Here is a 13,602-nt window from a genome sequence, read left to right on the forward strand (position 1 = left end):
TTGTTGCTGTTTGCGACGCTCAGCAACGCGAGCCTTGCTTTCTGCCAGCTCTTTTTTAGCGTGATCTACGTGCTCTTGCTCAAGCTCTCCGCAGCTATTGCCGTCGAGGTCAACACGGTTTGCACCTGGCTTAACGCCATGAAGGTAACGCCAGGAAGAAGTGTATTGACGAAGCGCAGCGCGCAGTTGGGTTTTACTCACCTTAGGATCATCGCTTAAGCGCTCAGCCAGATCTTGGAAGATCCCGATTTTCAGAGGGCGAGCTTCGCCTTCTATTGTGAAACACTTAGGGAAACGTTCGGCAATGTAGGCGATAACTTGTTTACTGCTTGCCAGTTTTTCAGTCTTTTCCATTTTTCTTCCTGTCTCAGGACGGATATTCGTCAATGAGAACTGTTCGTTTAACAAAATAAAGTGGCGCTATTATAAAGGCCTGATACTGAAAAACCACACTATATAAGGAATTCAAAGGTGTTTTTGCAATTGATTTACCAAGATTTGTAAACCCGCTTCATCTTCGGTGTCAAAACGTCCAATTTTTGGACTGTCTATATCTAATACTCCAACACACGTGTTATCGACCACTACAGGCAGCACAATTTCTGAATTACTCGCTGCATCGCAGGCTATGTGTCCAATAAACTGATGGACGTCTTCCACACGTATGGTTTTTTGTGAACTGAATGCTGTACCACATACGCCTTTACCCACATCAATTCGGACACAAGCAGGCTTACCTTGAAAAGGCCCCAGCACCAGTTGTTGTGACTCTGGCTCAAACATGTAAAAGCCTGCCCAGTTGATTGAAGCAAGTTCCTGATATAGTAACGCACTTACATTTGAAAGATTTGCTACTGTGTTTGGCTCATTTTCAATCAATGCCAGCATTTGACGGGTCAAAAGTTTGTAAAAATCAGATTTATCATTCATTCAGAAATGTATCCCTTACACGTATCGCATTACACTAGGGGTATTAATTTAAGGAACCAACCTAAGGAAAAACAACTAGATGCTTAATTGGCAATGGCTAGTACAACAGGCTAAATCTCACAAGAAAAGGTTAATCACCGCAAACCTTATCGCGATTCTTGCGACGCTAGTCAATGTCCCGATACCTCTATTAATGCCACTGATGGTCGATGAGGTGCTATTGGATCAACCCGGTTCCGGGATCTCTCTGTTGAATCACTTCCTTCCTGAAGACTGGCAACACCCAACGGGTTATATCTTTCTCGTGTTGGTTCTTGTCATTGTGATGCGCTGTGTAGCGCAAGCACTGAATATTTATCAGAGTCGCCAATTCACCCTTGCGGCAAAATCAATCACATACTCAATACGGATAAAACTCATAGATAAACTGGGCCTTATCAGTATGCGGGAGTATGAAATCCGCGGTAGTGGCGGGGTCAGTTCTCATCTGGTTACTGATGTAGAAACCATTGATAACTTTATTGGTACGACATTGAGCAAGTTCATTGTTGGCTTCCTGACAATCGTCGGCACCGCTATTATTCTACTTTGGATCGACTGGCGACTCGGCCTCTTTATCTTACTGGTTAACCCCATTGTCGTTGCTCTGAGTCGGGCGTTAGGAGCCCGGGTCAAAGATCTCAAGAAAAAAGAAAACCGCTCTTTCGAAAAGTTCCAGCAACGTTTAGTAGATACTCTTGATGGTCTTTATCAACTTCGCGCGGCTAACCGTGAACGTGAGTACCTTTCCAATCTAAAAGTAAGCGCAGAGGCTATACGCCATGATGCCGACAAGTATGCCTGGCAGTCTGAGGCAGCCAGTCGGTTATCGTTCTTAATGTTCCTCATTGGCTTTGAACTGTTCCGAGCAATGGCAATGATTATGGTGATGTTCAGTGACCTGACCATTGGTCAAATGTTCGCAGTCTTCGGTTATTTGTGGTTTATGCTCAGCCCGGTTCAAGAACTGCTTGGGATTCAGTTTGCTTGGTTCAGCGCGAAAGCTGCTATGCAAAGACTCAATGCCTTGTTGCTTATTGAGGAGGAACCAAGAAACGCAAATGGCAAAAAGCCATTCACGGATGATCGCCGCTTCGATGTAAAAGTGAGAAATTTGGATTTCTCTTACGATGAGGACAAAAAAGTACTCAACGGACTCTCACTACACATCCCATCAGGAAAACGAGTGGCATTGGTGGGAGCCAGTGGCGGAGGAAAATCGACCCTCATACAGCTTTTACTCGGCCTTTATCAGAAAGATAGCGGTGATATCAAATTTAATGATGTCTCCATCGAGGATATCAATTTCGACGCAACCAGAAGCCGAATAGCAGTCGTGCTTCAGCAACCCATGTTATTCAACGACACACTCAGAAACAATTTGTCTCTTGGACGGGATTACACAGACCAACAATTGTGGCAGGCTCTGGATATTGCCCAGTTGCATGATGTTACCAGCAAGTTGACCAATGGACTCGACACGCCTATCGGCAGACAGGGCATTCGCTTATCAGGGGGACAGAGACAAAGACTGGCCATCGGGCGAATGATTTTGACTGATCCCGATTTTGTTATACTCGACGAGGCGACGTCTGCCCTCGATACGGCAACCGAAAGTGCCTTACATCTGGCACTGAGAACGTTTCTGGCAGACAGAACCACATTGATCGTTGCGCATAGGCTTTCAGCAGTCAAACAGGCGGATCTTATCTATGTGCTCGAAGACGGTGAAGTCAGCCAACAAGGGACCCATCTCGATCTCGTTAACGCCGACGGCTTATACCGGACGTTATATGGCAGTGTACAAAGTCCTGATTCGTCAGACCCCATCGTCAAACAAGGATAAGGAAACTCGACATGCATATGTTTCGCTGTGCTGGCTGCGATACATTGATAGAAGCGGTACCGGTTTCACCAGGGCATGTTGCCTGCTGCCCATGCTGTGGCATGCGCTTAGTGAAAGGCACCTCCCTCTCATTCTCTGGCGAGCTGGCACTGGCCATTACGGCTTTGTTGCTCTTTATCCCTGCACAGGCTTTTCCTCTCATTGAAATCAATTTGCTGTCACAGGATATAGAGGCAACAGCAACACAGGGAGCGGTCACGCTACTCGACTCATTCCCGTTTGTCGGTGCGCTGGTCATTTATACTACACTGCTCGCCCCTCTTATTTACCTTGTATCTGTCATTGGCGCTAATGTTGCGCTTTGGTTTAAGCAGCGTCACTGGCTCAGCGTTTTTACACGCACGATTCACTTTTCAAGACATTGGGTTATGATCGATGTCATGCTGGTGAGCCTGTTCATCTCCGCGTTTAAGATGCGTGACTTTGCTGATGTCACAGCGGGGGCGGGGTTGATCAGTTTTATTGCGTTACAGATCGTTATTGCCGTTCTACTCACTCGGGTAACACCTAAACGCTACTGGGATCAGTTGTCTGACCTCACCCACGACGGCAGCTACACAGTTGATGCTGTTACTGGACAACATACCGTCAGCTGCTCTCACTGCAAAGCGCTTCAACGCAACAATGATGAGCAGTGTCTTCGATGCAACACACCATTGTCGCCGCGTATAAACCAGAGCCTTCAGAAAACATGGGCAAGTTTACTTGCTGCCACCATTTTTATGGTGCCGGCCAATGTATTCACCATTTCAATCTTGCTTACCAATGGTCAGCGGTTAGAAGATACGATTATCTCTGGCGTTGCTGGCCTTATAAATCAGGGAATGACGGGTATTGCAGTGATCATTTTTACAGCAAGCATCCTGGTCCCCGCGCTTAAAATATTTTCTCTTTTTTATATTCTCATTTGCATTCACCTCAAACGAAAAACAGGCAGACTGCATCGGATGAGACTTCATCGATTTGTAAAATGGATCGGCAAATGGTCAATGGTTGATCTTTGTGTGATTGCAATGATGGTATCTTTGGTTGATAGAGGCCAATTGCTTGATTTTACCCCTGGCCCAGCAGCCATAGCTTTTGGTCTTGTCGTTGTGCTGACTATGATTTCTGCTGACTCTTTAGATTCTCGATTGATATGGGACGAACATGAGCGAAAATAACAACAAGGCAACGAAGCCCAAAATAAAGAAAGACAGGGCTATTTCGCCACTGTGGCTGTTCACCCTCATCGCTTTTGGACTTTCTGGATGGATGTTGTACAAAACGGTCAATGAGGCAGGACAGCGCATCCAAATCTACTTCAGTAACGCTCAGGGCATTGAGGCCGGAAGGACAACTATCCGCTTCAACGGCCTAGAAGTCGGTATTGTTCGGCGTATCAATCTCTCAGAGGACCTTGGCAGCATATTTGTTGATGCCGATATTTACCCTGAAGCGATACGTTTGCTCGGAGAGGATACGGCATTCTGGCTGGTAAAACCCAAGGCTTCACTCGCGGGTATTAGCGGGTTAGACGCACTCGTGTCTGGTAACTATATCGCAATAAAGCCAGGTACAGTCGAGACTGAAAACCTCACATACACGGCGGCCGAAGAGCCACCAGCAGACGGGCTTACCCAAACAGGCCTTCACATTAAATTGACCTCAAATGATCTCGGTTCACTGAGTGAGGGTTCATTGCTTTTCTACAAAAAGATACCAGTTGGCGAGGTCTATGATTATCGCTTGACTCCCGACAACCAGCAGGTTGTTTTGTCTGTTTTGATTGAGCCTGAATACGCCGGACTGGTCAACGAAAACACTCGGTTCTGGAATGTCAGCGGATTTAAGGCAAATATCGGCGTAAACGGTGTAGATGTAGATTTTCACAACGTCGGTGCACTTCTGGCCGGTGGCATTGCGTTTGACTCACCTGAAAGTGATAACGCTGCAAACGATTTTGACAAGTATCCTCTCTATTCGGATATTAATCAGGCCGAGCGGGGCCTCAAAATTAACATCTCGCTCCCCGAAGGTCATGGTATTACCAATGAACAATCCCCCATCCTCTTCAAAGGTCTGGAGATAGGTAGACTCTCAGACATATCACTTTCTCCAGATAAGAAAGGGCTAGTCGCAACTGCGTCTATAGATCCCGCTATGGACTGGCTTCTCAGCGACAAAACAAGGTTCATCATCGAAAAAACGGAACTGGACTTCGGCGGACTGAAAAACGCATCCAACCTTATCTTCGGCGATTTCATCACTGTTCATCCGGAGAAAGGACAATCGAGTCGAGATTTCACTGCTCATACGCGAAAGCAACTGAAAATCGAGGATCCTGATGCAGCAAAAATTAGTGTCACAGCTAAAAATGCGTGGGGTATTGATGAAAATACAAAGGTACTTCACCGCGGTGTCCAGGTGGGATTCGTTTCCAATGTAGAGTTATTTGATGATTCAGTTAATCTGAGCCTACTCATTGATAAGAAGTACAAACACCTCATCAAAAGCCGCTCACGCTTTTTCATGGTCGGAGGAATAACCGGTGCAGCCAACGAAGACGGTATTGAGGTCATTGTCCCGGCGGTGAGCCAAATTGCCGACCCAGCCATTAGTTTCACAAGCGAGGGCAGTAAGAAAATTGCCGACAAATATACTCTGTACAAAACAGAGATCAGTGCCCGTCATGCTCGCAACGAAGAGAAGGGGTTTCAGCGCTATACAATCTATGCAGACTCCCTTCCCTCTTTGTCTGTAGGTAGCCCGGTCATGCATAAAAATTTCACCGTCGGCAAAGTGACTGATGTCCGTCTTGGTAAAGGACAAGCCCAAATCACGGTGGGTATTGAAAATGCCTATCGCCACCTAATCACGGTGGATACCGTATTCTGGAATCATTCAGGTTTAAGCCTTGAAGCAAGTATCAGTAATGGGCTGACCGTAAATACTGGCTCGCTCAAATCTCTTGTCTCAGGAGGCATCGCTTTTGACAACATTAAGGGCGTTGAAAACCGAATCGGTAAACAATGGAAACTTTACCCAAGTCTTAAAGCAGCAGAGCACTTCGGCTTTGAAGTCACCTTCACTGCAGCTACTGCCAAAGGCCTGAGCAAAGGCAGTAAAATTCGCTATCAAGGCATTGATGTTGGTGAAGTTACCACTCTCCTTCCTGAGTTTTCCAAAAAAGGTGTCAACATTAAAGCGCGCCTTTACCCCACATATGCACAGACATTTGCCCGTGAAAACAGTTACTTTTGGCTGGTCAGTCCTGAGGTCAGTTTGTCTGGGGCAAAAAATCTGGATGCACTGATCACACCTTATGTGGCTGTAGAACCGGGTAATGGCAGTAGATCGAAACGGTTTGAACTGAATAATCAGGAAAAACAGAAAAGTGGCCTAGTCATATATCTGGAAAGCGAAGACCGAAGTTCTATCAGTGTAGGAACACCACTTTTGTTTCGTGATATGGAGATAGGCCACGTATTGAATATCGAACTAGGCCGTTTTTCGGACAGAATTATTATAAAAGCGAAGATAAATGATAAATATCGTCACTTAATCCGCGAAAACACTATTTTCTGGAATTCATCGGGCCTCGATGTTTCTATAGGTTTAACAGGTGCTGAAATAAAGACGGGTACAGTCGGCAGTATCATTAAAGGAGGGATTGCCCTCGCTATACCTGAGGAAACACCGTTGAAAAAAGTAGCTTCAAACGGCCGGCATTTTCTCTTGTACAAGCAAGCAAACCCAACATGGAAAAAGTGGCGCACAGCGATCCCTGGCTTTTAAGCTGGTAGCCGTTGCTGCGCACATGTTTAGCGCAGGGAACGGCAGTGGATCACAGCCATAAAAAAACGACTGATTGTTATATTTCATTAAAAAACTATCGGGTAAATCCTGTCTATGCGAGAGTCGCTAAAGGCGAATTTGCCCGAAATACCACTAGTGAAGACATTAAAAAAACCATCGCGGTCCAGAGTTTTTGGAATAAAGTTTTCAGCATTGACATGTTTGCAAACTTTGCTGGCACGACCCAAAAAGCCGAGCTTAGAAAACAAATATCGCTGGAGTCGCTAGAAACTTCGGATGAGCTCACTGTGGGAAAATGTCAGATTCTTGCCACCACGAATAAAAAGAGCATCAATGAACGGCAGTACCGCCTCAAAACGACCTTCGAAGTGGTTGAGGGGCAAACACGACAAGCAAGTCTTAAACTCGGTTTGACGTTTAATGACTGGGAGAGAAGTGACTTTATCTGCGCTCCCGGCTCGTCATACAACGGAGGGCGTTTCAAGAAAATTAAAACCCGCTATCCCCCTTTTATGCCAGTGGAACTCCAGAAAGAAGATATTCCCATTGTCACCTCTGAAATACCCGGGCTTGATCCAGAAGCGCCTCAATCCTCAATGCAGTTACCGTTGACAGAACTGACTTCACCTATGATCGGCGTATGGCTAAAAGATCGCAATTTAGCTGTCTGGGTACAAATAGACCTCAATACTTCGGGCCAGAATAATGGTTTTTATGTCTCTGAAGACCTTAACCAGAAAAAACTAAATATCGCCCTGATGACTCCATGCGTTCGCGAAAAATTCAGCTCTCATGGCGCTTCAGCAATGCCTTCTTGGGACCAAGGTGAGACATTGACAAAAGGTGACAATGTCACGCTATCTTTTATTGTGTCAGAATTTGATTGCCGCAATATTGATGATTTTTATCAAGGATACACAGAAATATTGATAGCAGAACACGATGTCCCTCATCTGTCAGATAAAACTCTGCCGCTTTCAGAAGCATGGTCACTGATCGAGCCATTTATAATGAGCAACGGTGGTCAGAAAAGTACGGCTATTATCATGCGGGCTTTATTCCACCATTTATTAAGGCCGATGCATGGAGTGCAGGCTGGACTGGCGGTCTCGCCCTCTCCTACGCATTGCTTGCCAATGGCGATACTGAATCTAAAAAAAGAGCGATGCGTAATCTCCACTTTTTCTTTCAGGATGGTGGACAATCCGACCAAGGTATCTTCTTCGGAACGGCAGACGGTGAACGCTGGGGCGGTGACGATTACTACAAGGGTTTCTTTGACATTGGCACAACAGACTGGATTCAAATCAGACGATGCGGTGACTATTTATATTTTGCCATTAAACATTTTAAATTGCTCGACGCCAGAGGCCAATCATCACTGATAAGCCAGCAGTGGCGGAAAAAGATCCAGATGTGCGCAGATGCGCTGTGTAAAATATGGCGAACTAATGGGCATTTTGGACAGTATATCAATCCGCATACGCTTGATATAAGGGTTGGAAACAGCGATGCAGGTACAATGATATGTGGCGCATTAGCAGAGTGTGCAGATTACTTTGGTCGTGAAGACTATCTCGATATTGCCTTACTGTCAGCTGAAAGATATTTTGATGACTATCAGAAAAAGGGATTCACCTCGGGAGGTCCTCTTGAAATTCTCAACGCTCCGGACTGTGAATCAGCTGTCAACCTTTTAGAATCACTCGTGTGTATCTATGAGATAACTCACGACAAACAATGGCTACACCGAGCAACCGCCTTCAGTCATTATGTACAAACTTGGTTTTACACCTACAACGTCAGCTTCCCTGACACCTCTATATACGGCAAGCTAGGGGTACGCACTACAGGCGCATTAATGGCCTCATCTCAGAATAGATGTGCGGTCCCCAATATTTGTACACTCTCTGGTGATGTTTACCTAAGACTCTATAGATACACTGGCAACAGACGCTTTGTGACAATAATTCAAGAGTGTATTCACAATACACATCAGTATATTTCGCGAGAAGATAACCCTATTGTCACAATGCGTGGCCCCACGCTCCAGAGCGGTACTATTCATGAGTGCATCCAAACCGGAGACTGGACAGGTCCCCCGGGTGAAATACCTTATGAGTGGGTTACCAGTTGGACTGAAGTCGCTCACTTGCTATCTATCAGCGAATTACCGGGGATTTATTTTGCTCCTGACGACAATACGCTTGTGGTATTTGACCATCTGAACGCATCCCTTCAAGTGACTGAATCCCAGTCGTTGGAAATAATCATCCATAATCCTACACAGTACAAAGCGCATACACGAATACTGATTGACAGAATGAAAACAGGAAAGCTTCCAGTCGATATGGTGTCTGGCTGCCTTCAGGTTGTCATTGAGGCGGGGGAAAAGATCGTTGTCCCAGTCTAGTCTGTCTTTTTTGATGAGCCATCAGTTGATACATATTTCTGACTGTACTGAGAGTGAGGGAAATATGAAGAGTTCCGCTGCGAAGAAAACACATTGACAATATTTCAACCACCCATACAAAAGGCAATTTTTAGCTGGGTTTGTGGATCAAGTTTACGTTTGCCATTAGACTTGCCAGCTCAGAAATTTCGGCAAGAGACAGACAAAAGTGAACCCAAATATAAAACTGCCTGATCAGTTCCTGAAACAAATGGAGCAGATCATGCCAACGCATCTTTCAATGACTGCGTTTATTGATGCTTGTAAACGTCCTCTCAGACCCAGTATTCGAGTTAACACACTTAAGATTTCTGTCGCCGCATTTCTTGAGCGCGCTGAAGAGAAAGGATGGGAGCTGGAACCTGTTCCATGGTGCAGTACTGGCTTTTGGTTTAAAAACTCAGGTGAGGACGATGTTCGTCTCGGTAATACTGCTGAACACTTAGCCGGATTGTTTTACATTCAAGAAGCCAGCTCAATGATGCCAGTCACGGCGCTGTTGCACGATCAGCCCGAACTAGGCCATGTTCTAGATATGGCTGCAGCGCCAGGCTCAAAAACCACTCAACTTGCGGCCGCTATGGAAAATAACGGTGTCCTTGTCGCGAACGAATTTTCCTCCAGTCGAATTAAAATGTTACATGCAAACATCAGGCGTTGTGGTGTGAGTAATGTTGCAATGACACATTTTGACGCACGGGTATTTGGCGGTTGGTTACCTGAATCCTTCGATGCCATCCTTCTTGACGCACCGTGTTCAGGAGAAGGAACAATAAGAAAAGATCCTGCGGCAATGGACAACTGGAGCGTAGGTTCGACAGAGGAAATCGCGGAGACTCAAAAAGACCTGATCGTCAGTGCTTTTCACGCTCTCAAGCCAGGTGGATCCATGGTTTACTCGACTTGTACGCTGAACATGACCGAAAACCAACAGGTTTGCCATTTTTTGAAAGAGACATTCGGCGATGCTATTGAATTTGAGCCACTCAATAACTTGTTTGAAAATGCCAGCGCATCCGCAACAGATGATGGCTTTTTACATATATTCCCTCAAACATATGACTGCGAGGGATTTTTTGTTGCCCGCCTGAAAAAAAATCGAAGTGTTGGCAGCAAAATGGTCAAAAAGCGTATGGGGAAATTTCCTTTTACCAAAGCTGAAAAAAAAGATTGTCAGGTTATAAGTGAAACATTAGAGAATAATCTCGGTTTATCATTACCAGAAAATACATCTATTTGGTTGCGTGACAAAGAAGTCTGGGTATTTCCAAAAAATATTGAAACAATGTTAAGTGAACTCAAATTTGATCGCATTGGTTTCAAGCTAGCCGACACACATAAGAAAGGTTATCGCTGGCAACATGAGGCGATTATTGCACTCGCAAAAGGAATTGAATCATCGGCATTGGAAATTTCAGCTTTAGATGCGATTGAGTGGTACAAAGGACGAGATATAAGACCATCTGAACTCGTCGGAAAGGGCGAAGTTATTGTCTGTTACCGTGGACAACCCATTGGAATGGGGAAATGGGTTGGATCCAGAGTGAAAAATAACCTTCCACGTGAACTAGTTAGAGACTCAAATTTATTTTCACAATGAATCAACCCTTTTCTCACTGTTGAAACACGCACTTAAATACCATTCTGTCTAAAGTTAATCATGTTTAAAGATTAATTTAACCAGTTAGCGCAAGGCTCTTAGGAGCCATTCCCCTAAGCCCGGAACAGGAATCGTTCTGGGCTCTTTTTTTCTCTCAGATGTCTTTTATTTTGTACATTCTATTCATAGCAGTGAAAAAGGATGAATAGAGCATAGGCACCAATAAAATAATATTTTTATTAACCACTTAAAAATAAATAATTTTTTATAAAAACGCGTTTATCAGTGCTCATAAATGTATTTAAATTTACTAATTTATGAGATAGATACCATCATTTTCAATTCGGATCTTTCTTTGCTTATATAAGCCGCCAATCGTTTTTTTAAACGTTGCTTTGCTGGTCCTAAATAAAGAAAAAATCTGCTCTGGGCTACTTTTATCATTCACGGGAAGGAAACCACCTTTTTTCTCAAGCGCGGTTATCACCTTCTCAGCTAAGTCGTCGACTTTTCCTTTACCCGCTTTCTGTAAAGATAAATCAATTTTTCCATCGTCTCTAACGTGCTTAATATACCCTTTCAGCTTTTTACCGATAAAGAGTTTGCCGAAGGTCTCAGCCCGATAAAGTAATCCCCAATGAAGACCATTAATTGCACACTTGAAACCCAGATCAGTGCTCTCGGCGACAGTTAACTCGGCCTGCTCGCCAGACTTATATCTGGCCGGTGTTTTATCAATAAACTTGTTGAACTTCGTTGTGCCAACAATTCGTCCTGATGCCCTATCCATGTATAGGTAAACTAAATAATCACGGCCTTCCTGCATTCTGATGCGCTGTTCACTGAATGGCACCAGTAAGTCTTTAGGTAATCCCCAATTGAGAAAAGCTCCAACCTTATTTGTGTTCACGCAACGCAATAAACCAAAGTCGCCGACCTCAGCAAGTGGCTTTTCGGTTGTGGCAATGACGTCGTCCTCAGAATCGAAATAGATGAAAACGTTCAGTTCATCATCTAACTGCGTACCTTTGGGGACATATCGCTTGGGTAACAGGATGTTACCGTATTCATCACCGCCGTCTAAAAAGACACCGAAATCGACTTCCTTTACCACAGGTAAAGTATTCATCTGACCCACTTTAATCATTGATGCTTTTCTCATTCATTTACAATTACCGCGCAGTATACGGCATCTGTTTCCGTTTAGCGGTAGTTATTTGAGTGCTGTCGCTTGAATTACGGTACTTTGCTGACTTGTTAGTCAAAGAGAGGAAAGATACCCTTAAACATAGAATAAGGATGTATAACTATGTCGATGTTTGAAAATCTCTTTCTTAAACACAGTTTTGGTGAACTTGGTGCGACTTTTGGCCGTCAGGTAGACCCAACACCTCTGGAAAACACCCGCGTACTGACTATCAACCAATCGATTGCGGATAAGTTTGGCCTAACGCGTGAAATGCTTCAGTCAGATGAATTTCTCGGGATAATGGCTGCTAATGCGCCGATTAGTGGACTCGCCCCATTCGCGATGAAGTACACCGGACACCAATTTGGTGTGTATAACCCACATCTCGGCGATGGTAGAGGATTGCTGCTCGGAGAGATCAGGGACAGCCGTGATATTTGGCAAGACTGGCATCTAAAGGGGGCGGGTCAGACACCTTATTCACGTCAGGCTGATGGACGAGCAGTTCTTCGATCAAGTATCCGCGAATATCTGGCCGGCGCGGCGATGACGGGGCTCGGCATTGCCACAACTGAAGCGTTGTCCATTGCCACCAGCGACACGCCAGTTTGGCGGGAGCAGCAGGAGACGGGGGCAACATTACTTCGGGTGGCTGAGAGTCACGTTCGCTTTGGGCACTTTGAATATCTGTTTTATACCAAACAACATGAAGAACAAAAGCAATTGGCAGACTATCTTATCCGACGTCATTTCCCTGAGCTCGCCAGTCAGCCAAAACCGTACCTTGCTTTTTTCACCGAGGTCGTAAAAAGAACAGCCATCATGATTGCGAAATGGCAAGCGTACGGTTTTTGCCATGGCGTAATGAACACAGACAACATGTCAATTCTTGGTTTGACCTTCGACTATGGACCCTACGCTTTCCTTGATGACTATCAATCTGGATTTATCTGTAATCACTCAGATCACTCTGGACGGTATGCATTTGATAGACAACCGGATATCGGCATGTGGAATTTGTCGGCTCTGGGCTATGCACTGTCTCCTCTGATCGATTCAGAAGGCATCAATGAAGCACTTGCTGAATTTTCCCCCACTATGGTCAGAGAATACAGCCACCTCATGCAAAAACGACTTGGTTTGGAAGAAATCACCGAAGGTGATAGTGTGCTCTTTGACCAGCTATTCACGCTAATGGAAGAGCAGCATATTGATTTTAATCACTTCTTTAGAGTGCTTTCCCATCTGGAGCTGAATGAACTAGCTCGCGCTTGTGAACTGAAAAACCTTGGTGACGATCCAAAAAAGGTTGAGGAGTGGCTCCATCTTTATGCCGAGAGAATATCGGATTTATCAGAAGAAGAAGATCTCCTGAGGCGCAAGACCATGTCAATGCACAACCCAAAGTACGTCCTTCGAACTTATCTGGCACAACAAGCCATCGAAGAGGCTGAGAAAGGCAGCAGCAAAATGATAGAGGATTTGGTCTTCCTTCTCTCTTCACCGTTTGATGAGCATCCCGAATATCATCACCTCTCGCTGCCACCGGGTGATGATGGAAAAGGAATGGTTCTAACCTGCTCGTCTTAACGATTGATGTATACCATGCGCCACGTACTTTTTGAAAAAATGGCTTTGACTTAAGTAAAACGCCACATACAGCACTTTTAGCATTCAAAAGTGCTGTT

General features: G+C 44.9%; 10 protein-coding genes. 7 read left to right on the plus strand and 3 right to left on the minus strand.

Annotation, left to right across the window (positions count from 1 at the left end; all coding sequences use genetic code 11):
* Positions 1–354: RNA chaperone ProQ (proQ, locus tag A8L45_RS18495; RefSeq protein ID WP_083228415.1), on the minus strand; the 354-nt coding region annotated here is incomplete at its 3' end.
* 111 nt (positions 355–465) lie between these two features.
* Positions 466–930 (minus strand): GAF domain-containing protein, encoded by a 465-nt coding sequence (locus A8L45_RS18500; RefSeq protein ID WP_068904843.1) that lies wholly within the window; start codon positions 928–930, stop codon positions 466–468.
* A gap of 79 nt (positions 931–1,009) precedes the next feature.
* Between A8L45_RS18500 and A8L45_RS18505 the strand changes: the two genes are divergently transcribed.
* The 6 genes from A8L45_RS18505 to rsmF all read left to right on the plus strand — a co-directional run bounded on the left by A8L45_RS18505 (position 1,010) and on the right by rsmF (position 10,725).
* On the plus strand, positions 1,010–2,815 hold the full coding sequence (locus tag A8L45_RS18505) for an ABC transporter ATP-binding protein (protein ID WP_068904844.1): 1,806 nt from the start codon (positions 1,010–1,012) through the stop codon (positions 2,813–2,815).
* An 11-nt stretch (positions 2,816–2,826) separates the two neighbouring features.
* The gene (locus A8L45_RS18510; RefSeq protein WP_068904845.1) at positions 2,827–4,038 is read left to right on the plus strand and encodes a paraquat-inducible protein A; all 1,212 of its coding nucleotides are present in this window, start codon (positions 2,827–2,829) and stop codon (positions 4,036–4,038) included.
* Positions 4,025–6,652, plus strand: coding sequence for a PqiB family protein (locus A8L45_RS18515; protein WP_068904846.1), 2,628 nt, complete (start codon positions 4,025–4,027; stop codon positions 6,650–6,652). Before A8L45_RS18510 ends, A8L45_RS18515 begins: the two co-directional genes overlap by 14 nt.
* A 44-nt stretch (positions 6,653–6,696) precedes the next feature.
* Positions 6,697–8,058 carry a hypothetical protein gene (locus A8L45_RS18520; RefSeq protein ID WP_068904847.1) on the plus strand — a complete coding sequence of 454 codons (1,362 nt, stop codon included), beginning with the start codon at positions 6,697–6,699 and terminating at the stop codon, positions 8,056–8,058.
* A 29-nt stretch (positions 8,059–8,087) separates the two neighbouring features.
* A complete protein-coding gene (locus A8L45_RS18525; protein ID WP_068904848.1) occupies positions 8,088–9,086 on the plus strand; it encodes a glycoside hydrolase family protein in 999 nt (332 codons plus the stop codon).
* Positions 9,087–9,294: 208 nt separating this feature from the next.
* Positions 9,295–10,725: a 16S rRNA (cytosine(1407)-C(5))-methyltransferase RsmF gene (gene rsmF / locus A8L45_RS18530; RefSeq protein ID WP_068904849.1), complete on the plus strand. Its 1,431-nt coding sequence runs from the start codon at positions 9,295–9,297 to the stop codon at positions 10,723–10,725.
* A gap of 310 nt (positions 10,726–11,035) precedes the next feature.
* On the opposite strand, the gene A8L45_RS18535 is transcribed toward rsmF, so the two are convergent.
* Positions 11,036–11,872: a CvfB family protein gene (locus tag A8L45_RS18535; protein WP_068904850.1), complete on the minus strand. Its 837-nt coding sequence runs from the start codon at positions 11,870–11,872 to the stop codon at positions 11,036–11,038.
* A 162-nt stretch (positions 11,873–12,034) separates the two neighbouring features.
* On the opposite strand from A8L45_RS18535, the gene A8L45_RS18540 reads away from it, so the two are divergent.
* Positions 12,035–13,504 carry a protein adenylyltransferase SelO gene (locus A8L45_RS18540; RefSeq protein WP_068904851.1) on the plus strand — a complete coding sequence of 490 codons (1,470 nt, stop codon included), beginning with the start codon at positions 12,035–12,037 and terminating at the stop codon, positions 13,502–13,504.
* The last annotated feature ends 98 nt before the right edge of the window (positions 13,505–13,602 follow it).

Origin of the sequence: Veronia pacifica, assembly GCF_001707825.1 — a bacterium.
In the GTDB taxonomy this organism is placed as follows: Bacteria; Pseudomonadota; Gammaproteobacteria; order Enterobacterales; family Vibrionaceae; genus Veronia; species Veronia pacifica.

What these genes read in the sequence shown, in the direction of transcription:
- A8L45_RS18510 (WP_068904845.1), top strand. Translation starts at nt 2,827, where the DNA reads ATGCATATGTTTCGCTGTGCTGGCTGCGATACATTGATAGAAGCGGTA.
- A8L45_RS18500 (WP_068904843.1), bottom strand. Translation starts at nt 930, where the DNA reads ATGAATGATAAATCTGATTTTTACAAACTTTTGACCCGTCAAATGCTG.
- A8L45_RS18525 (WP_068904848.1), top strand. Translation starts at nt 8,088, where the DNA reads ATGTGCGCAGATGCGCTGTGTAAAATATGGCGAACTAATGGGCATTTT.
- A8L45_RS18540 (WP_068904851.1), top strand. Translation starts at nt 12,035, where the DNA reads ATGTCGATGTTTGAAAATCTCTTTCTTAAACACAGTTTTGGTGAACTT.
- A8L45_RS18535 (WP_068904850.1), bottom strand. Translation starts at nt 11,872, where the DNA reads ATGATTAAAGTGGGTCAGATGAATACTTTACCTGTGGTAAAGGAAGTC.
- A8L45_RS18515 (WP_068904846.1), top strand. Translation starts at nt 4,025, where the DNA reads ATGAGCGAAAATAACAACAAGGCAACGAAGCCCAAAATAAAGAAAGAC.
- A8L45_RS18505 (WP_068904844.1), top strand. Translation starts at nt 1,010, where the DNA reads ATGCTTAATTGGCAATGGCTAGTACAACAGGCTAAATCTCACAAGAAA.